22 protein-coding genes are annotated in these 21925 nt (G+C 72.6%); 14 read left to right on the top strand and 8 right to left on the bottom strand.

Annotated features, from left to right (window positions below):
• Positions 1-37 precede the first annotated feature (37 nt).
• Complete coding sequence (locus tag OHQ87_RS14670) at positions 38-517, top strand: cytidine deaminase family protein (RefSeq protein ID WP_328348628.1); 480 nt, start codon at positions 38-40, stop codon at positions 515-517.
• 798 nt (positions 518-1315) lie between these two features.
• Here the strand turns inward: OHQ87_RS14670 and OHQ87_RS14665 are convergent.
• The 3 genes from OHQ87_RS14665 to trmB form a co-directional block, all read right to left on the bottom strand.
• Positions 1316-1960 carry a hypothetical protein gene (locus OHQ87_RS14665; RefSeq protein WP_328348627.1) on the bottom strand — a complete coding sequence of 215 codons (645 nt, stop codon included), beginning with the start codon at positions 1958-1960 and terminating at the stop codon, positions 1316-1318.
• Between the two features lie 142 nt (positions 1961-2102).
• A complete protein-coding gene (locus tag OHQ87_RS14660) occupies positions 2103-4616 on the bottom strand; it encodes a DEAD/DEAH box helicase (protein ID WP_328348626.1) in 2514 nt (837 codons plus the stop codon).
• A 180-nt stretch (positions 4617-4796) separates the two neighbouring features.
• Positions 4797-5423 carry a tRNA (guanosine(46)-N7)-methyltransferase TrmB gene (gene trmB, locus OHQ87_RS14655; protein WP_328348851.1) on the bottom strand — a complete coding sequence of 209 codons (627 nt, stop codon included), beginning with the start codon at positions 5421-5423 and terminating at the stop codon, positions 4797-4799.
• 213 nt (positions 5424-5636) lie between these two features.
• Here trmB and OHQ87_RS14650 point away from each other — a divergent pair, with 213 nt between their 5' ends.
• The 3 genes from OHQ87_RS14650 to OHQ87_RS14640 all read left to right on the top strand — a co-directional run bounded on the left by OHQ87_RS14650 (position 5637) and on the right by OHQ87_RS14640 (position 8698).
• Positions 5637-6341 (top strand): hypothetical protein, encoded by a 705-nt coding sequence (locus tag OHQ87_RS14650; RefSeq protein WP_328348625.1) that lies wholly within the window; start codon positions 5637-5639, stop codon positions 6339-6341.
• 221 nt (positions 6342-6562) lie between these two features.
• The gene (locus tag OHQ87_RS14645) at positions 6563-7240 is read left to right on the top strand and encodes a class F sortase (protein ID WP_328348850.1); all 678 of its coding nucleotides are present in this window, start codon (positions 6563-6565) and stop codon (positions 7238-7240) included.
• Between the two features lie 180 nt (positions 7241-7420).
• Entirely contained in the window at positions 7421-8698 is a 1278-nt protein-coding gene (locus OHQ87_RS14640; protein WP_328348624.1) for a lanthionine synthetase LanC family protein, read from the top strand.
• A 218-nt stretch (positions 8699-8916) separates the two neighbouring features.
• Here the strand turns inward: OHQ87_RS14640 and OHQ87_RS14635 are convergent, their stop codons facing one another.
• The gene (locus OHQ87_RS14635) at positions 8917-9237 is read right to left on the bottom strand and encodes an antibiotic biosynthesis monooxygenase family protein (RefSeq protein WP_091246605.1); all 321 of its coding nucleotides are present in this window, start codon (positions 9235-9237) and stop codon (positions 8917-8919) included.
• Positions 9238-9609: 372 nt separating this feature from the next.
• A complete protein-coding gene (locus tag OHQ87_RS14630; RefSeq protein WP_328348623.1) occupies positions 9610-9774 on the bottom strand; it encodes a hypothetical protein in 165 nt (54 codons plus the stop codon).
• A 593-nt stretch (positions 9775-10367) separates the two neighbouring features.
• On the opposite strand from OHQ87_RS14630, the gene OHQ87_RS14620 reads away from it, so the two are divergent.
• Together OHQ87_RS14620 and OHQ87_RS14615 are read left to right on the top strand one after the other, a co-directional pair.
• Complete coding sequence (locus OHQ87_RS14620; RefSeq protein ID WP_328348622.1) at positions 10368-11135, top strand: DUF5753 domain-containing protein; 768 nt, start codon at positions 10368-10370, stop codon at positions 11133-11135.
• The gene (locus tag OHQ87_RS14615; protein ID WP_328348621.1) at positions 11126-11323 is read left to right on the top strand and encodes a DUF397 domain-containing protein; all 198 of its coding nucleotides are present in this window, start codon (positions 11126-11128) and stop codon (positions 11321-11323) included. Before OHQ87_RS14620 ends, OHQ87_RS14615 begins: the two co-directional genes overlap by 10 nt.
• A gap of 180 nt (positions 11324-11503) precedes the next feature.
• Here OHQ87_RS14615 and OHQ87_RS14610 read toward each other — a convergent pair whose 3' ends face one another.
• Both OHQ87_RS14610 and OHQ87_RS14605 read right to left on the bottom strand, forming a co-directional pair.
• Positions 11504-12301 carry an exodeoxyribonuclease III gene (locus OHQ87_RS14610; RefSeq protein WP_328348620.1) on the bottom strand — a complete coding sequence of 266 codons (798 nt, stop codon included), beginning with the start codon at positions 12299-12301 and terminating at the stop codon, positions 11504-11506.
• Positions 12302-12602: 301 nt separating this feature from the next.
• Positions 12603-13523, bottom strand: a complete 921-nt coding sequence (locus OHQ87_RS14605) for a proteasome assembly chaperone family protein (protein WP_328348619.1) — start codon at positions 13521-13523, stop codon at positions 12603-12605.
• Positions 13524-13940: 417 nt separating this feature from the next.
• On the opposite strand from OHQ87_RS14605, the gene OHQ87_RS14600 reads away from it, so the two are divergent.
• The 3 genes from OHQ87_RS14600 (at position 13941) to OHQ87_RS14590 (ending at position 16055) form a co-directional block, all read left to right on the top strand.
• On the top strand, positions 13941-14840 hold the full coding sequence (locus OHQ87_RS14600; RefSeq protein WP_328348618.1) for a peptidase M23: 900 nt from the start codon (positions 13941-13943) through the stop codon (positions 14838-14840).
• A 152-nt stretch (positions 14841-14992) separates the two neighbouring features.
• Positions 14993-15142, top strand: a complete 150-nt coding sequence (locus OHQ87_RS14595) for a hypothetical protein (RefSeq protein WP_328348617.1) — start codon at positions 14993-14995, stop codon at positions 15140-15142.
• Between the two features lie 199 nt (positions 15143-15341).
• Complete coding sequence (locus OHQ87_RS14590) at positions 15342-16055, top strand: EcsC family protein (protein ID WP_442930828.1); 714 nt, start codon at positions 15342-15344, stop codon at positions 16053-16055.
• Between the two features lie 109 nt (positions 16056-16164).
• On the opposite strand, the gene OHQ87_RS14585 is transcribed toward OHQ87_RS14590, so the two are convergent.
• Entirely contained in the window at positions 16165-17019 is an 855-nt protein-coding gene (locus tag OHQ87_RS14585) for a GDSL-type esterase/lipase family protein (RefSeq protein ID WP_328348615.1), read from the bottom strand.
• 246 nt (positions 17020-17265) lie between these two features.
• Between OHQ87_RS14585 and OHQ87_RS14580 the strand changes: the two genes are divergently transcribed.
• The 5 genes from OHQ87_RS14580 to OHQ87_RS14560 all read left to right on the top strand — a co-directional run bounded on the left by OHQ87_RS14580 (position 17266) and on the right by OHQ87_RS14560 (position 21879).
• On the top strand, positions 17266-17529 hold the full coding sequence (locus OHQ87_RS14580) for a DUF6343 family protein (RefSeq protein WP_328348614.1): 264 nt from the start codon (positions 17266-17268) through the stop codon (positions 17527-17529).
• Positions 17530-17541: 12 nt separating this feature from the next.
• Complete coding sequence (locus tag OHQ87_RS14575; RefSeq protein WP_328348613.1) at positions 17542-18954, top strand: NADP-dependent succinic semialdehyde dehydrogenase; 1413 nt, start codon at positions 17542-17544, stop codon at positions 18952-18954.
• 87 nt (positions 18955-19041) lie between these two features.
• Positions 19042-20007: a TIGR03885 family FMN-dependent LLM class oxidoreductase gene (locus OHQ87_RS14570; protein WP_328348612.1), complete on the top strand. Its 966-nt coding sequence runs from the start codon at positions 19042-19044 to the stop codon at positions 20005-20007.
• Between the two features lie 37 nt (positions 20008-20044).
• On the top strand, positions 20045-21622 hold the full coding sequence (locus OHQ87_RS14565) for a Na+/H+ antiporter (protein ID WP_328348611.1): 1578 nt from the start codon (positions 20045-20047) through the stop codon (positions 21620-21622).
• The gene (locus OHQ87_RS14560) at positions 21622-21879 is read left to right on the top strand and encodes a UBP-type zinc finger domain-containing protein (protein WP_328348610.1); all 258 of its coding nucleotides are present in this window, start codon (positions 21622-21624) and stop codon (positions 21877-21879) included. Before OHQ87_RS14565 ends, OHQ87_RS14560 begins: the two co-directional genes overlap by 1 nt.
• Positions 21880-21925: the final 46 nt, after the last annotated feature.

The raw sequence follows: 21925 nt of genomic DNA, 5'->3' as shown, positions 1-21925 counted from the left end.
GCTGACCGCCGGAGGACGCGACCACGGGGGCTGCCGGATGACGACGACGATGCTGGACACCGACCGCGCACTGGTCCAGGCCGCCACGGCGGTCGCCAAGTTGCGTTGCCGCAGCGAGAACCACACCGTCGCGGCGGCGGCCCGGACCAGCGACGGCCGGGTCTTCACCGGAGTGAACCTCTTTCACTTCACCGGTGGCCCCTGCGCCGAGATCGTGGCCCTCGGTGCCGCCGCCACCCAGGGTGCGGGGGAGCTGGAGGCCATCGTCGCGGTGGGCGACCGGGGGCGCGGGGTGATTCCGCCGTGCGGCCGGTGCCGGCAGGTGCTGCTCGACTACCACCCGGGCATCCAGGTCATCGTCGGGCCGCTTGACGCACTACGGAAGCTGCCGGTCACCGACCTGCTGCCGGAGACGTACGTCTGGGCCGACCAGCGCCTCGACGCGTCGGCGATCGTCCGGACCGGTCACTGGCCGATGCCGACTGTCCCGGCGAGCCGACCCGCCTCGGAGGACTGAGCGGGCACTGTCGTCCGGCGGTCCGGTTCGGCCCACCACCGGCCCGGCGAGCCGAACCGACGCTGCCGACGGGCGGCGTGAGGCCGATGCCGTCCTGGCCGACCCGTCGTGACGTCCGCCGCCGGCACGAAACCGCAGGTGGATCGACAATCCTCGGCTAGGTGACCCTAAGGTGCTCGAATAAGGTGAGGCGAACTGTGGATAACTCGGGCGGGTCGACTGACGCCGGCATGAGAGGTCGAGCTGCCCTCGGGAGGCTAGATCACGCTGCACCCATGTTGTAGTGGCCTCCAAGACTAGGGATGCCACTACAACCAAGACTAGGGATGCCACTACAACATAGACAACACCGTTGTGTTAGGTGGAACGGCTGTTCGTCACCCAGCGCTGCCTCGCCGATCATGGAGTTGTGGTGGGTGACAGAACGCCTGTAAAGCCCCCAAGGTCGGCACCACCACTCCATGATCGCCGAGCGGGCCCACCCCGGTCCCCGATCGGGCACTTCCTGTCCCGGGTTGACCAGCCGCCCACGGCGTTAACGCAACGGTGTTGACAACATTGATCGAGCACGATCTTGCTCGGTGATCGTGTCCAGTAGGACGCCGGGCGGGGCGGGTGGGTGACGACGCAGCAGCGTCCGTGCCTCGAAGAGGCACGGACGCTGCTGGCGGTGGGCTTGCTGCTGGCGGTGGAGGCTCGTGGCGCGTCGGGGTGGGTGGCGGGGACGACGGGGTCACTGCCGGTCGGGAGTGGGCCCTGCCTAGTAATCTTGGCCCTGTCGGGGTTGGCCTGTCGGGGTCAGGCGGCGGTGGACCAGATGGCGCGGAAGGCGGCGGCCTCGCCGGCCAGCCACTGCTCGACCTGTGCCGGCTTGACGTGGTCGGGCGTCCGGAGCGCCACGCCGCGACGGACGTCGACCAGGACTGGCTCGGCGTGCGGCAGCACGGCGTCCATGTGTCGGGCCATCAGGTGCAGGGTGGCCAGGGCCGCCTCCTCGCTCGGCGGGGCCTCGTCGAAGTGCAGCCGGACCGCCTCGGCGTGACCGTCGGCGTACCGGATGCCGAAGTGGGGGTTGATCTTGACTGGGAGGTCGCCGAGCATCGCGAGGGCGTCGCGGGTCTGCGCCAGGTCGATGCCGGTCGGCTCGCCGAGCGATTCCAGCCAGGCCGTCGCGCCGGGAGTCAGCGCCTGGTAGAGCGGACGCCAGCGCGGCTTGACCACGTCGGCGATGCCGGCCAGGTGGGTGCCCCCGGTGTGGAAGGCGATGTCGGCCTTGAGCGCCTTGACGAACTGGCCGTGCGGGTTGAACCCGTGCCGGCTGGCCCGCTGCTTGCGCAGCCCGCCGACGAAGCTGGCCTTGGTGGGGCCGGTGCGGTCGACGTACCGGGTGAAACCGAGCAGGGTGGCGTACGGCGTGAGGGGGGCGGAGGTGGGCGCGGTCATGGGCGTCCTCCCAGCTCAGAAGGTCGATTAGTACATACATTCTAATCGACGGGGGTGACATCGCCCAGGGCAGAAAAGGGGCCGTCCGGACGCACCGGACGGCCCCTGGAAAGAAAGTTCGACGGCCCCTGCGAAGAGCAGGCTAGAGCTGCCCGACGTCCGTCACCCGGACCACGGCGGCCCCCACCTCGTCGGAAGCGCCGAGGTCGACCTCGGCGCTGATCCCCCAGTCGTGGTCGCCCTCCGGGTCGTCCAGGATCTGCCGGACGGTCCACTTCTCCCGCCCCTGTTCGATCATGAGCAGCGCGGGCCCCCGGGCGTCCGGTCCCACCCCGATCCCGTCGTACGCCTCGAAGTACGGCTCCAGCGCCTCGGCCCAGGCGTCCGCGTCCCACCCGGATGCGCCGTCCAACTCGCCGAGGTCCCACCAGCGGCGCAGGGCGGCCAACTCGACCCGACGGAACAACGCGTTGCGGACCAGCACCCGGAAGGCGCGGGCATTGCGGGTGACCGCCGGCACCCGCTCCTCCAGCGACGCGTGCGCCTTGGCCGCGTCGGCGACGTCGGAGGGGTTGCGCAGCCGTTCCCACTCGTCGATCAGGCTGGAGTCGACCTGGCGGACCAGCTCGCCCAGCCACTCGATGAGGTCGATCAGCTCCTCGGTCTTGGCGTCCTCCGGGACGGTCTGCCGCAGCGTCTTGTACGCGTCGGCGAGGTAGCGCAGCACCAGCCCCTCGGACCGGGTCAGCCCGTAGAACTGTACGAACTCGCCGAAGGTCATCGCGCGTTCGTACATGTCCCGGACGACGGACTTGGGGGAGAGCTGGTGGTCGGCGACCCACGGATGCCCCTGCCGGTACATCTCGTACGCGGCGTGCAGCAGTTCGGCAAGCGGCTTTGGCCAGGTCACCTCGTCGAGCAGCTCCATGCGGGCCTCGTACTCGATGCCGTCGGCCTTCATCGCGGCGACCGCCTCGCCGCGCGCCTTGAACTGTTGCGCGGAGAGCACCTGGCGCGGGTCGTCGAGGATCGACTCGATCACGCTCAACACGTCCAGGGCGTACGACGGGGACTCGACGTCGAGCAGTTCGATGGCGGCCAGGGCCAGCGGCGAGAGCGGCTGGTTGAGCGCGAAGTCGAGCTGGAGGTCGACGGTGAGCCGGACCCGCCGGCCGGTCTCGTCGGGCGTGTCGAGCTGCTCGACCACCCCGCCTGCGCGCAACGCCCGGTAGATGGCGATCGCCCGGCGGATGTGCCGGCGCCGGGCGGCGGCGTCCTCGTGGTTGTCGGTGAGCAGGTGCCGCATCGAGGCGAACGCGTCACCCGGCCGACCGATCACGTTGAGCAGCATCGAGTGGCTGACCTGGAAACTGGAGGTGAGTGGCTCCGGCTCGGCCTCGACCAGGCGTTGGAAGGTCGGCTCGCCCCAACCGATCGAGCCCTCCGGCGGCTTCTTCTTCACCACCTTGCGGCGCTTCTTCGGGTCGTCACCGGCCTTGGCCAGGGCCTTCTCGTTGTCGATCACGTGCTCGGGGGCCTGCACCACCACCCGCCCCAGGGTGTCGAAGCCGGCCCGACCGGCCCGGCCGGCGATCTGGTGGAACTCGCGGGCCTTGAGCAGCCGGGTGCGTACCCCGTCGTACTTGCTCAGGCCGGTGAAGAGCACCGTGCGGATCGGCACGTTGATGCCCACACCCAACGTGTCGGTGCCGCAGATGACCTTGAGCAGCCCGGCCTGGGCCAGCGTCTCCACGAGTCGGCGGTACTTGGGCAGCATGCCGGCGTGGTGCACGCCGATGCCGTGGCGCACCAGTCGGGACAGTGTCTTGCCGAAGCCGGAGGTGAACCGGAAGTTCCCGATCGCGGCGGCGATCATGTCCTTCTCGGCCCGGGTGCAGACGTTGACGCTCATCAGCGCCTGGGCGCGTTCCAGCGCGGCGGCCTGGGTGAAGTGCACGACGTACACCGGGGCCTGCTTGGTCTCCAGCAGCTCTTCGAGCGTCTCGTGCAGCGGGGTCATCGCGTACGAGAAGATCAGCGGGACCGGCCGCTCGGCCGAGCGGACGACGGCGGTGGACCGGCCGGTACGCCGGGTCAGGTCGTCGACGAACCGGGTGGTGTCCCCCAGGGTGGCCGACATCAGCACGAACTGCGCCTGCGGCAGCTCGATGATCGGCACCTGCCAGGCCCAGCCCCGGTCGGGCTCGGCATAGAAGTGGAACTCGTCCATCACCACCTGGCCGACGTCGGCCCGTGCCCCCTCGCGCAGCGCCAGGTTGGCCAGGATCTCGGCGGTGCAGCAGATGATCGGGGCGTCGGCGTTGACGCTGGCGTCGCCGGTGAGCATGCCGACGTTCTCCGCGCCGAACACCTCGCAGAGCGCGAAGAACTTCTCCGAGACCAGGGCCTTGATCGGGGCGGTGTAGAAGCTCGTCCGGTCGTCGGCCAGGGCGGTGAAGTGCGCCGCGATCGCGACCAGGCTCTTGCCCGAACCGGTAGGCGTATTCATGATCACGTTCGCGCCGGAGACGATCTCGATGACCGCCTCCTCCTGGTGCGGGTAGAGGTCCAGCCCACGCTCGGACGCCCAGCCGGCGAACGCGTCGAAGAGGGTGTCGGGGTCGGCGCTTCGAGGCAGCGCGGCAGTCAGCGTCATAGCGCCCCCATCGTGCCCGCAACACCACCCCCCACGCCAACCGGGTCACCGCCGCCCGCCCCCGGTCAGCCCCCGTCCGCCCATGCGCCGGCAGTGCCGTGTGGAATCGCAAGAGCGCTGAAGTAGCGGTATCGCCAGCGGTCGGACGCCACCGATCGGTGATACAGCGGAGGCGTGCCGTCAGCGACGGCGGTGGATCAGGTCGAAGACGGGGCGGCCGGCGGTCAACGCCCGGCGCTCGAACTTGGTGACCGGGCGGTGGGCGGGGCGGGGCGCGTAACCGGCGTACACGTCCTCCAGTTCCGGGTCGGCGGTCAGCGTCGACCGCATCGACTCGGCGTACTCGGCCCAGTCGGTCGCGCAGTGCAGGGTGCCGCCGGGGGCCAGCCGGGAGCGCAGCAGCGCCACGTGCTCCGGCTGGATGATCCGCCGCTTGCGGTGCCGCAACTTGGGCCACGGGTCGGGGAAGAACACGTGCACCGCGTCCAGACAGCCCTCCGGCATGGCCCGGACCAGGTCCAACGCGTCGCCCTCGGCGACCCGGACGTTGCCCAGGCCGTGGTGCTGCACCAGGTCGAGCAGGCGGGCGATGCCCGGGGTGTGCACCTCGACCGCCAGGTAGTCGCGGCCCGGGTCGGCGGCGGCCATCGCCGCGGTGGCGTCGCCCATCCCGGAGCCGATCTCCAGCACCACCGGGGCGTCGCGGCCGAACAACCCGGCCGGATCGACCGGCCCGTCGAGGTCGGCGATTGCTGTCCCGTACGCCGGCCACAGCCGGGTCAGCGCATCGGTCTGCCGGCCGCTCATCCGGCCACGCCGGGGGTGGAAGGTGCGGATCCGGGTGGCCGGCGGGGCCACCGGGACGGCGGGGTCAGGGTCGAGGGAGGTCACAGCGACCCGAGCGTACGCGACGGTTCCGTCGTATCGGATGTGCCGTCGGTCGGAGGGTGAGACGATTCATCCCGTACGGCAGGTCGGCGCGCAGGTCGGTCCGGCGCTGCCCGGGACGCCGGAGGGGGAATGGTGTCGATCATGCTGCACCGCGCCGCGCTGGCGGTCGCCGCCGGTGCCCTCGCCTCCGCCTGGTGCAGCACCGCCCCGGCCTCGGCCGTCCCCCTGCGGAACGCCCCGCCGCTTGTCGCCTCACCGGTTGCTGGTCCGCCGGCGGTTGCCCGGTCGGCGGCCGACGCGCGGGAGGTCGTTTCGCTACCGGCTGTTCGACAGGTGGCCGCCCCGCCGGTGGCCGCTCCGGTTCCCGGGCCGGGGCAGCCTGGGCCGGACCAGGGTGGGAACCCGCAGCCGCCGCCCGGCGTCCTCTTCGTCGAGGTGACGCCGGGCACCGTCGAGCCGGGTTATCTGGTCGGCATCCGGGCGAGCTGTCACGACAACTCGATCCCGGCGACAGTCGTCTCGGACGCCTTCGGCCGGGTCCAGGTCCAGCCGCAGCAGGGGCTGCTCAGGGCTGCTCCGATGGTCAGGGAACGGGTCAGGCCCGGCAGCTACCGGATCAAGCTGGAATGCCCCGACGGGGCGACCGCCTCGACGTCTCTCCAGGTGGTCGAGAAGGTGAAGCCCAGCCCTGGGCCGCACACCGGCTTCGGCGGCGCGGCCGACAGCGGAGTGCCCGGGGGCCTGCTGGTGCCCGGCGGGCTGGCGTTGACCATCGCCGGGGCCGTCGTCGGGATCGTGGCGGCCCGTCGGCCGCGCGGCGTCGCCGGGAGCTGACCATGCCCCCGCCACCCGCCTCCTCGGGTCCCCGAAGCGGCCCGCTCCCGCCACCCGCCAGCCCGAACCCGCAGCACCACGACCCGATCCGGCTGCCCGGTAGCCTGGTGACGCCGGGTAACGGTCCGTTCCCGCCGCCCGGTGGGCCGGTGCCGCCGGGTATCTCTTCGCTCCCGCCGCGTGGTGGCTGGTTCCCGCCCACCGGTGGGCCGTCCGCGCAGCTGCGCGCCCCGGGTCCGGCGGCGTCGCCGGGTGGTCCCCCGGCGTCGACCCGGAACCCCTGGTCGGTGCCGGTGGCTGTGCTGCTGGTGCTGCTCGGGGTCTTCGCCACCGGGGCCGGGTTGGGTCGTACGGTCGGGCCCCTGGACCGGACCGACGCGTCGCCGCAGCGCCCGGTGGCCGGTGCCCGGACGAGCCCTCCACCGGGCAGTCTGCCGGCCAGCCGACCAGTGCGGCTCGCCGTGCCGGCGATCAAGGTGGCCGCCCCGGTGGCCCCGGTCGGTCAGGCCCGGGACGGGTCGATCGACGTCCCCCCGCTGGACCGGCACCACGAGACCGGCTGGTACGACCGGGGCCCGACCCCCGGCGAGCCGGGCCGGGCGATCATCGTCGGGCACGTCGACTCGAAGGACGGGCCGTCGGTCTTCTACGACCTGCGCAAGCTCAAACCCGGCGATCGGATCGAGGTGACCCGGGACGACCGCCGGGTGGTGATGTTCCGGGTCGACTCGGTGGAGTTCTTCGACAAGTCGGCACTGCCCGCCGACCGGGTCTACGGCGACAGCGGAGCGCCGGCCCTGCGGTTGATCACCTGTGGCGGCCAGTGGATCGGCGGGCGTACCGGCTACGCCGACAACGTCATCGCCTTCGCCTCGCTGGCCGAAACCCGCTCACCCTGACCCCCGTGCCCCAGGCACCGGCCATGATCCGGTCTTGACCGTCGTGCCCCAGGTGCCGGCCGGGACCCGCTCACCCTGTCGGGGCGTGCCCGCAAGCACCTGCCGTGACCCGGCGCTGACGGCCGCGCTCCACGCGATATTGCGGGGACGCCATCGGGCGGCGATGGCAGGATCGGCGCGGTGACGGCGGACGTGGTGCAGCAGGCGTTCAGGTGGATCGAGTCGGTGGCGGTGCCCGCCGACGGTGGTCTGGGCTGGCAGGAGGCGGGCGAACGCTTCGACGATCTCTATGCCGGGACCGCTGGGGTGCTGCTCGGCTGCGCCGAGGCCACCAGCACCGGCCGCCACCCTGCCGACGGGCCTGCCGTCACCACGACGGACGGTGGCGTCGCCACCGCGGCGGGGTCGGCGCTCGGCCGGGTCGCGGCCGGTGCCCGGGGCCGGTTGGTGCATCTTGCCCGGCACGAGCCGGACGCCGCGACGTTGCCCGACGACGGGTTGTTCGGCGGCTGGGCCGGGGTCGCTGTCGCGTTGCGCGCCTGGTCCCGGGTCTCCGGCGACCGGACGGCCCTCGACACCGCCGCGTCGGTGACGGCACGGATCGCCGAACGGCTGCTGCACCGGCCAGTGGACCCGGGCCGGTGTTCCGACGTCATCTCCGGCGACGCGGGCATCCTGCTGGCCCTCCTCGACGCCCTCGACGATGGTGCCGACAGTGTGGTGACGCAGGCCGCACACGTCCTCGCCGACGGGCTGGTGGGGCTGGCCGAGGAGCGGCCCGACGGGCCGCACTGGCGGATGCGGGCGGGGGACGAGCGCCTGATGCCCGGCTTCTCCCACGGTACGGCCGGCGTCGCCTACGCCCTCGCCGCTGCCGGCGTCACCCTGCATCGCGACGATCTGCGCGACATCGCCGTCCGCGCCGCCGACGGCCTGCTGGCCCTGGGTCGCCGCCCCGACGGGTGGGCCCTGCCGTTGCTGATTCCGCCCCACCCGGACCGCCCGGCGGTCGCCTTCGGCTGGTGCCACGGCCCGACCGGTACGGTGCGGCTCTTCGCTCTCCTCGACACGGTCGACCCGCAGCCCCGCTGGGGGCAGGCCGTCGAGGAGTGCCTGGGGGCGCTGCGCGACAGCCGTGTCCCGCAGCGGCTGTACCCGGGGTACTGGGACAATCTCGCCCGCTGCTGCGGCACGGCCGGGGTCGGGCAGTTGCTGGTCGACCGCTTCCAGGACGCCGCCGACCCTGCCCTGCTCACCTGGGCGAACACGCTCGCCGAGGACGTTCTTTCCCGTGCCCTGTCCACCCCGGCGGGCGGCACCTGGTCGAACACCGAGCACACCCGGACCCCGCCGGAGCTGCCGCCGGAGCCCGGCTTCATGCAGGGCGCCGCCGGGATCGCCGGCTGGCTCGCCCGGCTGGCCGCCCCCGCCACCGCGCCCGTCCTACCCTGGCTCTGACCCGGTCCGCCGTCTGACCCGGTCCGTCGCCCAGTCGGTCCGCCGGCCGTCACTCCGGTGGGTGGCGTCGAACGTGTCGATCGGTGGCCGTGGGAGGTCGACGTCGTCGGACGGTCCCTGTCGGGCTGACGGTGCCGGCTACCTGTCGGGCTGACGGTGCCGGCTCCCCGTCGGGCCGGTGGCGGTGGAGTCCCGGCCCGGCCCGACGGCATCGCTGTTCAGCCCTTGCCGGTCACCTGCTGGACCACCTCGAACTCCAGCAGCGTCGCGCCGGAGGCGACCGGTCGCCGCTGCTCGCCACCCTCACCACCGGCGTGCGCGGCCCGGGACGGCCCGGCCGCCCATGCCTGGTAGGCCTCCTCGGTCTCCCACCGGGTGTAGACGAAGTAGCGGCTCTCCCCGGCGACCGGGCGCAGCAGCTCGAAGCCGAGGAAGCCCGGGGAGTTCTCCACCGCCCCGGCCCGCGCGGCGAACCGCTTCTCCAACTCCTCGCCGGCACCGGGCGGGACGTCGATCGCGTTGATCTTCACGACTGCCATCCCACCACCCTAGCCCCGCCACTGCCGCCGGACCGTCCGGCGGCCAGCCTGGCCGTACGCCGTCGGTGGTGCCCGCGCGACGCGGAGCTGCCGTGCAGGATGCGGCGGGCGGACCCGGTGCGGTGCGCGGCGCGCGGGCTGCGGGGCGTGGGCGCATGCCGAGCGCGGGGAGACGCGCTTCCGGCGGGGGGAGCGCGGAGTGCACGCGGCTTTGTGGAGAGTTGTTGTCGCCAGGGGCAGTCGCCAGGGGCGCCAGGGGCGCAACAACTCTCCACAATACGCCTGCGTCGCCCGGTCGCCGGCCGGGTGGCGGGCGGGGGCGGGCAGCCGTCGGCAGAGTGGTGGGGAGCAGCGCGGCCAGCGCGGGACGGTTCAGTAGGCGGGCGGGCGGGCCCAGGTCATGAAGCGGTCGGTCAGGTCGGCCTGGCGACCGCTGTCGAGTTGCGTCAGGTGGTCGGTCGCCTCCACCGACAACCGGGACAGCAGAATCAACAGACCCGGCCGGCGGCCCCGGCTGCGGGGTGTGCCGGCGGGCACCCGCCGGCATCAGGAACAGGGTCCGCCGCCGCACCGCGTCACCGGCACCATTCAGCTCGTACGCGTCGATCCACACCCACCCGTCGTACGTGTGCCAGTCGGTCAGCACCCGGATGACCCGGACCGTGATCGGCCGGCTGAACTGCACGCTTGCCTCCCTGGTCAGGTGCAGCAGGTCACCGGCGGCGACCGCTACCCCGGGCACTGCGGCCCCCGGTTGCGCCGCCCCGCCCAGCGGTGCGCCGGCACGACGCCGGTGATCCGGCCCGGCCCCCGGTAGGGCGGGATGAACGGACCGATCGGGCCGGGGACGATCGGGCGCGCGGGTGGTGGGGGCGGCGGCGGTGGGTTCGGGGCGGGTGGTGGTTTCGGCTGCTCCTCGGGCACGGCGGGGTCCCTTCTGTTCGTGAGGTGTTGGAGGAGGGGCCGTCCGGTCCCCTCCTACCGGACGGCCCCTCGGCAGACGCGACCGGTGGGGATCTCACCCGGACCGGCGGCGTCGCTCTGAAGTCCACCCTGCCGAGAGTTGCGGTCCGAACACACCGCGTAGCAGGATGGCGGCGAACGTTCAGAACGTCCGGAGGGGACTCGGGATGAATCGGGCAGTGATCGAGGCGATGACCCAGAGCGGCGAGACCGCCGAGAGTCTCGCCTCCCGGGTCGGGGTCGACCCCAAGACCGCCGCACGGTGGGCGAGCCACGGACGGATTCCCCAGACCCGTCACCGCGCGCAGGTCGCCATGGCGCTGGGCAGGGACATCCTGGAGTTGTGGCCGGAGGCGCTGCGGCGGCGTGAGCCGGTGTGGTTCCGCCGGTGGGCCGACATCGAGCGTGAGGCGATCGCCTTGCGCGGGTTCGAGCTGGCCTGGATTCCCGGGCTGCTCCAGACCGAAGCCTACGCACGGGCGACCCTGGCGGGTGAGGCGCTCACCGAGGAGGAGGTCGACCAGCTCACCAAGGCGCGGATCGGCCGGCAGTCGGTCCTGCACCGGGCCCGTCCGCCGTTGCTGGTCGCCGTCATCGACGAGGCGGTGCTCCGCCGGCCGGTGCGGGGGCGGCCCGAGCTGATGCGCGAGCAGTGCGCCCACCTGGCCGAGTGCGCCGAGCTGCCGACCGTGCAGGTGCACGTGGTCCCGGCGGACACCGGGATGTACGCCGGCCTCGGTGGGCCGTTCATCGTGGCCGACCTCGACGACGGGACGCGGGTGGCGCATGTGGACGGTCAGGTGCGGGCGCAGATCATCGACCAGCGTCAGGATATCGCTACCTTGGAGCAGCGCTGGGCGCGCATAGTGGGAGAGGCCCTGCCTCGGGCCCAGTCCCTGGATCTCATTCGGAAGGTGGCGGCAGCATGGACGTGACCGGTGCGCGGTGGCGCAAGAGCACCCGGAGCGGCAACAACGGCGGCAACTGCGTCGAGGTGGCGGACAACCTGCCCGGCGTCGTCCTCGTCCGCGACACGAAGGACCGCGACGGCGGGATGCTGACCTTCGCGCCGGCCGCGTGGCGCGGCTTCGTCGCCTTCACCAGGGCGTCCCGCCCTCAATAGGCAGCCACGGCGTGCCGCACGGGTAGGCAGCGAGGGCGTCCCGCCCTCAATAGACCGGCCCAGGCGTCCCGTCCTCAATAATCAGCCCAGACGGCCAACCCTTGAGACACAGCCAGGGTGTCCCGTGCCCCGATAGGCAGGGCACACCCGGTCTGCTCGGCGGCGCTGTCCCGGGGCGGGTCAGGGCACGTCGACGGCCGGCGGGAGGTCGGTGTCGACCACGATCGGGGCGTGGTCGGAGGGGCCCTTGCCCTTGCGGGCCTCCCGGTCGACGTAAGCGGCGCGGACCGTGGAGGCCAGCGGCGCGGAGGCGTACACCAGGTCGATCCGCATGCCCTTGTTCTGGTGGAACATGCCGGCCCGGTAGTCCCAGTAGGTGTACGGGTGCGGCCCCTTCATCGGGGTGGGCACCACGTCGCTGAGCCCGAGGTCGCGCAGGGCGGCCAGGGCGGCCCGCTCGGCCGGGGTGACGTGCGTCGAGGTGGCGAAGAGCGCCGGGTCCCAGACGTCGGCGTCGGTCGGGGCGACGTTGAAGTCCCCGCAGACGGCGACCGGCCCACCGGCGGCCACCTCGGGCACCAACGCGTCCCGCAGCGCGGCCAACCAGGCCAGCTTGTACGCGTAGTGCGGGTCGTCGACCGCCCGGCCGTTCGGGACGTACACCGACCAGACCCGGACCCCGGCGCAGATGGCGGCGATGGCCCGCGCCTCGGGCCGCGGAAAGCCCGGTTCGCCGGGGAAGCCGACGGTGACGTCGGTCAGGCCGGCGCGGGACAGGATCGCCACGCCGTTCCACCGGCCGTCGCTGTGGCTGGCCACCTCGTAGCCCAGCTCACCGACCTCGGCGACGGGGAAGGCCCCGTCGGGACACTTGGTCTCCTGGAGGCAGACCACGTCCGGCGCGGTGCCGGCCAGCCAGTCAAGCAGCCGGGGTAGCCGGGCCTTCACCGAGTTCACGTTCCAGGTCGCCAGGCGCATGTGCCAAGCCTGCCGCATCACCGCCCGCCGCGCCGGGACGGCCCGCCGTGCCGCCGTGCCGCCGACTCGTGCTGCCAGGCCCCGTCGTGCTGCCGGTTCCGTCATGCCGCCGGTTCCGCCGTGCCGCTGACTCGTGCTGCCGGCCCCGTCGTGCGCTTCCGCCGGGTCGGGACCTCCGCGCGTCTGCCCGGCGGGCGTGGGGGCGCTGCCGGGCGGGAGCGCCGGCCGGAGCCACCCGACCGGCGGTGCTCCGCGCGACGGCGGTCCCGACCGAGGTCGTCGCCGCCGGCGTACGGGTGGGTCAGGTGCCGGGGGTGTCGCCGGGGCGGGTCTGCTCGGCGAGGTAACGCTCCAGCTCGGCCCCCAGCTCGTCGGCGGTGGGCAGCGGGCCGGACTCGGCGGCGAGCAGGTTCTTCTCGCCCCGACCCCGGGCGAACGCGTCGTACTGCTCCTCCAGGGCCTTGACCAGCGCGGCGGCCTCGTCGGTCTGGGCGACCTGCCTGTCGATCTCCACCCGGACCACCTCGGCGGCGGAGCGGAGGCTGTCGTTGGGTAGCAGCAGCCCGGTGCTGCGCGACACCGAGGAGAGCAGCACCTCGGCGGCGGCCGGGTACTCGGTCTGTGCGACGTAGTGCGGCACGTGCGCGGCGAATCCGAGGGCGTCCCGGCCGAGCTTGCCGAGGCGGTATTCCAGCAGGTGCCCGACGCTGCCGGGCACCTGCACCCGCTGCAACCACGGCTCGTAGCCGGCGATCAGCTCCCGCCGGGTGGCGTGCGCGGTGACCCCGGTGGGACGGGTGTGCGGAACGGCCATCGGAATCGAGTTGAGCCCGACCGTGAGCCGGACGTCGAGCCGGGCGGCCACCACCCCGACCGCCGCCACGAAACGTTCCCACTGCAGGTCCGGTTCCGGGCCGGTGAGCAGGAGGAACGGCGTCTCGTCGTCGTCGTTGAGCAGGTGCAGGGCCAGCTCGGGGGCGTCGTACTCCTCCCAGTGGTCCTCGACGAAGGTCATCACCGGCCGGCGGGACCGGTAGTCGAAGAGCTGGTCGACGTCGAAGGTGGCGATCGTGCGGGCGTCCAGCGAGGTGAGCAGCTGCTCGCGGGCCAGCCGGCTGGCGTTGCCGGCGTCGACGAAGCCGGTGAGCGCCTGGATCAACACCGGCTGACCGAGGTCGGGCAGATCGTCGGTGAGCTGGTACAGCTCGTGTGGGTCGAGCACCGGTCGGACCTCCTGAGGAAACGCGCGTACGGGTGGCTCGCACGGACGGCACCCGGTTCGGGGAACGTACCCGTCACCGCCATCCATTCCATCACTGGGCGCGTCGTGACCGATCCGGCTACCAAACCCGGAGGAAGCCGCCAATTCGCCAGGTGTGCCGGGTCGGCTGGGCCGGACGGTTCCGTCCTGTCGGCCAAAAGGCGGACATGGTGGATCATGTAGGTGGCCGGTGTGGTCTGGCCTGTCGACCACACCTCACGACGCCGTGCGCGGTCGCTGACCGTAATGCCCGTTGCGGGAGGTCTGGTGGCCGGGCGACCCGTCCAGGGTGCGCGTCCTGCCGGGAGGTCGGCGATTGTGGCGAGGCCCACTCTGTGACGGTGGGTTACCGGAGCAGGGCATGCCTAGCCTCGGCGGATGCGTGACGACGACACCATCGACGACCAGGGCGCCCCCAGTGGCATGACTGGCCGTTCGGACGACACCCCCTCGTCCGTTCAGGTCGGCGTTCTCCGTGAACCCCGTTTCCTCCGTACCCGCCTCGGCGGGCTCGTTAACCCCCTGTACCGGCGCCCGGCCGGCACCCGGGTGGCCATCGCTGCCGGCGTGCTCTGCTGCCTGGGTGCCACCGCCGTCGCCGGCGTACAGGCCCTACCGGCCGATCGGGCCGGCGACCGGGTCGGCACCGAGGCCGCGCTCGCCGAGCGTGCTCAGCAGGCGGCCTCCCGCGGTGAGGTCCGTACGCCGGTCACCATCGTGCCCAGCACCCCTGCCGCCACCCCGAGCACCGCCACCCCGAGCACCGCCACCCCGACGCCGGCAGCGACCAGGACCACCAGACCCAGGCCCAGGCCCACACCGAAGCCGAGGCCGAAGCGGATCGTCCCGGTAGCCGGCCTCGACCGGGCTCAGATGGACAACGCCATCAAGATCGTCAAGGCCGGGCGGGCGATGGGCGTGCCCCGCCGGGCCCTGGTCATCGCGGTGGCCACCGCGATGCAGGAGAGCAACCTCTACAACTACGCCAGTGGTGTGCTGCCCGAGTCGCAGGACTACCCGCACCAGGCGATCGGTTGGGACCACGACTCGGTCGGGTTGTTCCAGCAGCGCCCGAGCAGTGGTTGGGGCGAGGTCGGCCAGTTGATGGACCCGGCGTTCGCCACCCGGGCGTTCCTCACCGTGCTGCTGGAGATCCCCGGGTGGGAGGACCTGCCGCTCACCGTCGCCGCGCAGGCCGTACAGATCTCCGCCTACCCGGATCTCTACGCCCAGCACGAGTGGCGGGCGACCGAGGTGGTCGCCGCCGTCCTGGTCTGAGCGGTCCCGCCCACCCGACCCGGTCCACCGAGCCCCGCTCGGGTGGGCCGGGTCGCCGGGCTCCCCGGACCGTCCGAGAATGACCACAGTGGACGATTGTTTGTTGCTCCGAGCGGGTACACATGACGCAGGACATCCGATCGGAGGACGACATGTCAGCATTGATGCAGCGGATCAGTTCCTTCCTGCGCTCACCCAAGGGGCAGCAGTTGGTCGACCGGGGGCGGCGCGAGCTGGCCAAGCCGGAGAACCAGGCGCGGCTCAAGCAGGCGGCCGGAAAGCTGTCGGGTCGCCGCCGCTGACCCCGCCGAACCGATATCCACCCCGGGAGCATCTGTGACCGACGCCGTGCCCGTCGACGACGAACCGACCGTCCCCACGCCGCCGGTCCCGGCGGCCACTCCGGCCGTCCCCGGGACACCGGCCGTCCCGGCGTCGACAGCCACGGTCCCGACGGCTCCTGCCCCGACACCAGCTTCCGCCCCGACAGCTGCGGGGACGGTGCCGCCGGTGCCGGGGGCACCGGCCGGTGATCCGAGCGACGCTCCCGAGGCGCCACCGGCCCGGCTCTGGGACCGGATGCGCGACGATCCGCAGTACGCCCCGGAGCACCTCGCCCTGGAAGCGGTCCGCCGACTCGGCCCGGAGGCGGCGCAGTGGATCGCCAAGGCGCGGGCGGAACGACCCGACGCCACCGCCGACCAACTGGCCGAGCAGGCGATCCGACGCTTCGTCAACCGGGCCCGGCTCTCCGGTGCGGTCTCCGGCGCGGCGGGGCTGCCGGGTGCGGTCATCGACGTCGGTGTGCTGGCCTGGACCCAGGCCCGGCTGGTGCTGCACGTCGCCGCCGCGTACGGGGCGGACCCGGTGCACCCGGACCGGGCCACCGATCTGCTCGTCCTGCAGAAGGTGCACAAGGCTGCCGAGACGGCCCGGTTGGCGCTGGGCGTCGCCGCCGGTCGGGAACGGGCCGGTGCGTTGTTCGGCCATGCGGCCCAGAACCCGCTCGGTCGGGTGATGCTGCAACTGGGCGTCCGGCTGGCCCGGATGGCCGGGGTGCGGGCGGCGAAGCGGGTCTTCGCCAAGGTGATTCCGGGAGCCGCGATCATCCTCGGCACCTGGGCCAACTCGTCGGCCACCAAGGATCTCGCCGAGCGCGCCCAGGTGCTCTACCGGGAACACCGGGGCGGGGTGCCCCAACCGCGCCGCTCCTGATCAGCTGACCACCACGCCGCGCCCGGCCAGCCGTCGGGCGCGGCACGGCGTCGTCGACCGGTGGCCGCAGAGGCGCCGAGGGCAGGTGCGGAGGCGCTGGCCGGCGGCCTCAGAGTCGCCAACCGGCGGCCGGGAAGGTCGCGTCGGCGAGCCGGTTCTGCCCGGCCACGTTGGGGTGGAACCAGTCCAGCGCGTTGACCTCGTCCAGGCTGAACCGCACCCGGTGCACCGCGCCGCCGTCGTAGCGGCACCGCGACCCGTACGCCCGGCAGGCCGCCTTGAGCTGGTCGTTGTACGCGTCGATCCGCTCGGCGAAGCGGGCCCGGCGGGCCCGGTCGGCCTTGGCGTCCGAGGTGGGGTTCGCCAGCAGCGCCGGGCAGATGCCGGTCTTCCAGATCCGCACCGCGCGGGACTCGGTGTGCCCGATCTCCCAGAGCCGGTTCAGGTCGGGGATGCTGGCGACCAGTACCCGGGCCTTGGGGCGGCCCTCCCGCAACACCCGTAACGCCCGGTCGACCTGGCTGCGGAAGGTGGCTGTAGCGGTCATCGCGTCGATGTCTTTGCGGCAGGCGTCGTTGGCGCCGATCAGCACCGTGACGTAGTCGGCCTTGTCGCGGACGGCAGCACCGGCCTGTCCGGCGAGGGCCTCGGCGCGGGCGCCCGGTACGGCATGGTTGCGGGCCCGGTTGCGGATCGGCGCGTCGGCGTCGAGCAGCCGTCGGTAGTGGCTCTCCACCCGGATGCCGTCGCCTGTGGACCAGGAGTTGCGTTGGCACGAGGTGAGCACCAGGCAGGAGCCGAAGCCGGTGGTGATCGAGTCGCCGAGGGCGGCCATCGTGGTGGGCAGCCCGGTCGGTGTCGACCCGCTCCTGGTGGGCCGGGGGGATGCCCCACCGCCCTCCTCGCAGCCGAGCGCGACCAGCGCCAACAGGCAGGCCACGGCGGCGACCCAGCGTCGAGGCATGCGTCTTCCCCCGGTCCGATGGCGCAGAGCGACAGCGCGGTCACTTTACGGGCCGGGTGGGGTGGGATGGTCCGCTCGTGTCGGCTTCCGGGCAGAATCCACATCTGGAAACATGAATCTGGTAGGAGTGGCGTCGGCGGGGTGCGGGCGGCCTCCGGGTCGGTGTCGGGCGGCCAGCGGCACCGCTGCGGGCGATTCGGGCGTCGGGGCCGGTTAGTGGCGTCCGTGCGGGGGTAGCCCGAGACGATGACGAGATCGCAGCCCCGGCGTGCCCGTGGCACGGTCGGCCACGCGTACAGTGCGTTGAACCTCCGGCTGGCGCTGGCCCTGTTCGGCCTGGTCACCATGACCGTCTTCGCGGTCGGAGCGTTCTGGGCCGGGCTGGTCTGGCTGGGGGCGGTCTGCGTGCTGTTCGCCGTCGTGGCGGTGGTCGACCTGGTCGTCATCCAGCGCCGCCGCGCTGCCCGCCGCCGTGAGCAGCCGGGCGCGCGGCACTCACTCTTCGAGTGACAGGAGTACGAGATGCCCATCGCCACCACCAACCCGGCCACCGGTCAACTGCTCAAGTCGTACGAGCCGATGTCGACCGAGCAGATCGACGCCGCCATCGAACGGGCCGACCTGGCGTTCCGGGATCTGCACCGGACCACGATCGCCCAGCGGGCGCAGTGGATGAACGCCGCCGCGGACCTGCTCGACGCCGAGCGCGACGAGACCGCCCGGCTGATGACCACCGAGATGGGCAAGACGTACGCCGCGGCGAAGGCCGAGGTCACCAAGTGTGCGACCGCCTGCCGGTTCTACGCCGCCCACGCCGAGCGGATGCTCGCCGACGAGCCCGCCGACGCCGCCGCGGTGAAGGCCAAGCGGGCTTTCGTGCGCTACCAACCGATCGGGCCGGTGCTCGCGGTGATGCCGTGGAACTTCCCGCTCTGGCAGGTGCTGCGGTTCGCCGCGCCGGCCCTGATGGCCGGCAACACCGGTCTGCTCAAGCACGCCTCCAACGTGCCGCAGACCGCGCTCTACCTGGAGGACGTGTTCCGCCGCGCCGGGTTCCCCGAGGGCGCGTTCACCACCCTGCTGGTCGGCTCGGACGCCGTCGACCGGGTGCTCAGCGACCCCCGGGTGCGGGCAGCCACGCTGACCGGCAGTGAGGGCGCGGGCCGCTCGATCGCCCAGATCGCCGGCCGGGAGCTGAAGAAGACGGTGCTGGAGTTGGGCGGCAGCGACCCGTTCGTGGTGATGCCCTCGGCCGACCTGGACCGGGCCGCCGAGGTGGCCACCACCGCCCGTTGCCAGAACAACGGCCAGTCCTGCATCGCCGCCAAGCGGTTCATCGTGCACACCGACGTCTTCGACGCCTTCGCCGGGAAGTTCGCCGCGAACATGGCCGCGCTGCGGGTCGGCGACCCGATGGACGCCGACACCGACGTCGGCCCGCTGGCCAGCGAGAGCGGGCGGGACGAGATCCACGCCCAGGTGCAGGACGCGGTGGCGCACGGCGCGACGGTGCTCTGTGGCGGCGAGAAGCCGACAGGCGACGGCTGGTTCTACCCGCCTACCGTGGTGACCGACCTGAACCCGCAGATGCGGATGTGGGCCGAGGAGGTCTTCGGGCCGGTCGCCGGCCTCTACCGGGTGTCGTCGTACGACGAGGCGATCGAGGTGGCCAACGGCACTCCCTTCGGGTTGGGCGCGAACGCCTGGACCACCGACCCGGCCGAGCAGGAGCGGTTCGCCACCGACCTGGACGCCGGCAACGTCTTCGTCAACGGCATGACCACCTCGTACCCGGAGCTGCCCTTCGGTGGGGTGAAGAACTCCGGCTACGGCCGGGAGCTGTCGGCGCTGGGGATGCGGGAGTTCTGCAACACCAAGACCGTCTGGGTGGGGGAGGGCGCCGCCACCGCCGGCGCCGGCGCACACGCCGAGTGACCGCCCGCCGCCGCCCGCCCACCCCGCCGGGTGGCGGGCGCGGCCCCGAGCTTTAACCGGACACCGTCATGGGTACGGAAGGACGCCATGACGGTGTTCGGCTTCCACGCCTCCCACGAGCAGATCCATCCGAGTCGCCTGCTGGAGGCGGTGGTGCACGCCGAACGCGCGGGCTTCGACGCCGCGATGTCGTCGGACCACTTCTCGCCGTGGAGCACCCGGCAGGGGCAGTCCGGGTTCGCCTGGTCCTGGCTGGGGGCCGCGCTCCAGGCCACCGGGCTGCCGTTCGGCGTGGTCAACGCCCCCGGCCAGCGCTACCACCCGGCGATCATCGCGCAGGCCATCGGCACTCTCGGCGCGATGTACCCGGGCCGGTTCTGGGCGGCGCTGGGCACCGGCGAGGCGAGCAACGAGCACATCACCGGGGACGGCTGGCCGCGTAAGGACGTGCGTACCGCCCGGCTGCGGGAGTGTGTCGAGGTGATCCGGGCACTGCTGGCCGGCGAGGAGGTCAGCCACGACGGGCTGGTCCGGGTGGACCGGGCGAAGCTGTGGACCCGGCCGGAGGAACCGCCGGCGCTGATCGGGGCGGCGGTCAGCGTGGCCACCGCCCGCTGGTGCGCCGAGTGGGCGGACGGCCTGATCACCGTCAACGCGCCGACCGCGCACCTGCGCGAGATGATCGACGCCTACCGGGACGCCGGCGGGCGCGGGCCGGTGCACCTCCAGGTGCACGTGAGCTGGGCGCCGGAGCAGGCCGAGGCGGAGTCGATCGCGTACGAGCAGTGGCGCAGCAACGTCTTCGCCCCGCCGGTCTGCTGGGACCTCGACACCGCCGAGCACTTCGACGCGGTCAGCGAGCAGGTGCCGATGGAGAAGGTCACCGAGGTGGTGAACGTCTCGGCCGACCTGGGCCGGCACGTCGGCTGGCTGGAGGAGTACCTGTCGCTGGGCGTCGACCAGATCGCCCTGCACCACGTCGGGCAGGAGCAGCGCGCCTTCATCGACACGTTCGGCGCGGAGGTGCTGCCGAAGCTGCGCGCCGCCGGGTGATCACGGCGGCCTGGTCGTACGCCTAGGCTGCTACCCCATGGAAGCTCTGTTCGAGGTCGTGGTCTTCCTGGCGATCGCGACCTTCGGCGCCGCGCTGGCCCGCAAGCTGGGTCTGCTCGCCCCGATCCTGCTGGTGGTGCTGGGCCTGGGGCTCTCCTTCGTGCCGGGCTTCCCGCACGTCCGGCTCGATCCCGACCTGGTGCTGGTGGGCATCCTGCCGCCGCTGCTGTACGTGGCGGCCCTGGGCACCTCGGTACCGGCGTTCCGGCTCAACCTGCGGCCGATCCTGCTGCTCGCGGTGGGGCTGGTGATCTTCACGGCCTTCGTGGTGGGGACGGTGGTGCACCTGTTCCTGCCCGATCTGCCGTACGCGATCTGCGTGGCGCTGGGCGCGGTGGTGGCGCCGCCCGACGCGATCGCCGCCACCGCGGTGGCCCGGCGGGTGGGGTTGCCCCGGCGGGTGGTGACCATCCTGGAGGGGGAGAGCCTGGTCAACGACGCCACCGCGCTGGTGCTGCTGCGGGTGGCGATCGTCGCGGCCACCGCCAGCGCCGGCTCGGTCAGCTTCGGGTACGTCGCGCAGGAGGTGGTGGTCGCCACCGGTGGCGGGGTGCTGGTCGGGCTGCTGGGCGTGGTGGTCTTCGGGTTCCTGCACAAGCGGACCACCGACCCGTTGCTGGACAATGCGCTGTCGCTGATCGTGCCGTTCGCGGTGGTCTTCGCCGCCGAGGAGATCCACGCCTCGGGGGTGGTGGCGGTGGTGGTCACCGGGCTGGGGATCGGCCACAAGATGCCGCTGCTGTTGTCGGCCGCCTCCCGGTTGCAGACCGGCGCGTTCTGGCGACTGGTCCAGTTCCTGTTGGAGGGGTTGGTCTTCCTGCTGGTCGGCCTGCAACTGCCCGAGGTGCTGCGGGATCTCGACGAGCCGACCGAGCGGCTGGTGGGGATCACCGCGGCGGTGCTGGCGGCGGTCTTTCTGACCCGGTTCGTCTGGGTCTTCCCGGCCACCTATCTGGCCCGGCTGGTGCCCCGGGTGCGGCAGCGTGACCCGGCCCCACCGGTGCAGTTCCCGATCGTCATCGGGTGGGCGGGGATGCGCGGGGTGGTGACCTTGGCCGCCGCGCTCGGTCTGCCGTTGACGCTGGCCGGAGAGCAGCCCTACCAGCGGGCGCTGTTCATCTGGTTGGCCTTCGCGGTGATCATGGCGACCCTGCTCGGACAGGGGGCGACCCTGCCCTGGCTGGCCCGCCGGCTGAAACTGCCCCCGGACGACCCGGTGCAGGACGCGCTCTCCGCCGCGACGGTGCAGCAGCAGGCGGGGCGGGCGGCCCGGGAGCGGCTGGACGAACTGGCCGAGGGCGCTCCCGCAGCCGTGGTGGAGCGGCTGCGCGGGCTGGTGCAGAGCCGCACCAATCTGGCCTGGGAACGGCTCGGCGGCACCGACCGGGAGACCCCGTCCCAGGCGTACGGTCGGTTGCGGCAGGAGATGATCGACGCCGAGCGGGAGGTCTTCCGGGCCGCCCGCGACGAGGGACGGATTCCCGAGGAGGTGCTGGTGCGGGCCTACCGTGACCTGGACCTGGAGGAGTCGTTGTTGCGACGGGAGACCGACTGATGAGCTGTGCGCACCTGACCGGGGCGGGGACCGCCGAGCCGACCGTCACCGACGTCTGCCCGGAGTGCGTCGCCGTCGGCAACGACGACTGGGTTCACCTGCGGTCCTGCCTGGAGTGTGGGCAGGTGGGATGTTGCGACTCGTCGCCGTACCAGCACGCGACGAAGCACTTCGAGTCGAGCGGGCACCCGGTGATGCGCTCGATCGAGCCGGGGGAGTCCTGGCGCTGGTGCTACGTCGACGAGGAGATCGGCTGAGGCGGGGAGCGGCTGAGCGGGGCGGCTGACCGGACGGTCGCGGCGG

Origin of the sequence: Micromonospora sp. NBC_00421 (assembly GCF_036017915.1) — a bacterium.
Classification (GTDB): Bacteria; Actinomycetota; Actinomycetes; order Mycobacteriales; family Micromonosporaceae; genus Micromonospora.
Note: the sequence above shows the minus strand (reverse complement) of the source record. Positions and strands in the feature narration are given on the sequence as shown.

Coding starts and splice junctions, on each gene's coding strand:
- OHQ87_RS14670 (WP_328348628.1), top strand. CDS start 38: ATGACGACGACGATGCTGGACACCGACCGCGCACTGGTCCAGGCCGCC.
- OHQ87_RS14665 (WP_328348627.1), bottom strand. CDS start 1,960: ATGACCGCGCCCACCTCCGCCCCCCTCACGCCGTACGCCACCCTGCTC.
- OHQ87_RS14660 (WP_328348626.1), bottom strand. CDS start 4,616: ATGACGCTGACTGCCGCGCTGCCTCGAAGCGCCGACCCCGACACCCTC.
- trmB (WP_328348851.1), bottom strand. CDS start 5,423: ATGAGCGGCCGGCAGACCGATGCGCTGACCCGGCTGTGGCCGGCGTAC.
- OHQ87_RS14650 (WP_328348625.1), top strand. CDS start 5,637: ATGGTGTCGATCATGCTGCACCGCGCCGCGCTGGCGGTCGCCGCCGGT.
- OHQ87_RS14635 (WP_091246605.1), bottom strand. CDS start 9,237: ATGGCAGTCGTGAAGATCAACGCGATCGACGTCCCGCCCGGTGCCGGC.
- OHQ87_RS14620 (WP_328348622.1), top strand. CDS start 10,368: ATGAATCGGGCAGTGATCGAGGCGATGACCCAGAGCGGCGAGACCGCC.
- OHQ87_RS14615 (WP_328348621.1), top strand. CDS start 11,126: ATGGACGTGACCGGTGCGCGGTGGCGCAAGAGCACCCGGAGCGGCAAC.
- OHQ87_RS14610 (WP_328348620.1), bottom strand. CDS start 12,301: ATGCGCCTGGCGACCTGGAACGTGAACTCGGTGAAGGCCCGGCTACCC.
- OHQ87_RS14600 (WP_328348618.1), top strand. CDS start 13,941: ATGCGTGACGACGACACCATCGACGACCAGGGCGCCCCCAGTGGCATG.
- OHQ87_RS14595 (WP_328348617.1), top strand. CDS start 14,993: ATGTCAGCATTGATGCAGCGGATCAGTTCCTTCCTGCGCTCACCCAAG.
- OHQ87_RS14585 (WP_328348615.1), bottom strand. CDS start 17,019: ATGCCTCGACGCTGGGTCGCCGCCGTGGCCTGCCTGTTGGCGCTGGTC.
- OHQ87_RS14580 (WP_328348614.1), top strand. CDS start 17,266: ATGACGAGATCGCAGCCCCGGCGTGCCCGTGGCACGGTCGGCCACGCG.
- OHQ87_RS14575 (WP_328348613.1), top strand. CDS start 17,542: ATGCCCATCGCCACCACCAACCCGGCCACCGGTCAACTGCTCAAGTCG.
- OHQ87_RS14570 (WP_328348612.1), top strand. CDS start 19,042: ATGACGGTGTTCGGCTTCCACGCCTCCCACGAGCAGATCCATCCGAGT.
- OHQ87_RS14565 (WP_328348611.1), top strand. CDS start 20,045: ATGGAAGCTCTGTTCGAGGTCGTGGTCTTCCTGGCGATCGCGACCTTC.
- OHQ87_RS14560 (WP_328348610.1), top strand. CDS start 21,622: ATGAGCTGTGCGCACCTGACCGGGGCGGGGACCGCCGAGCCGACCGTC.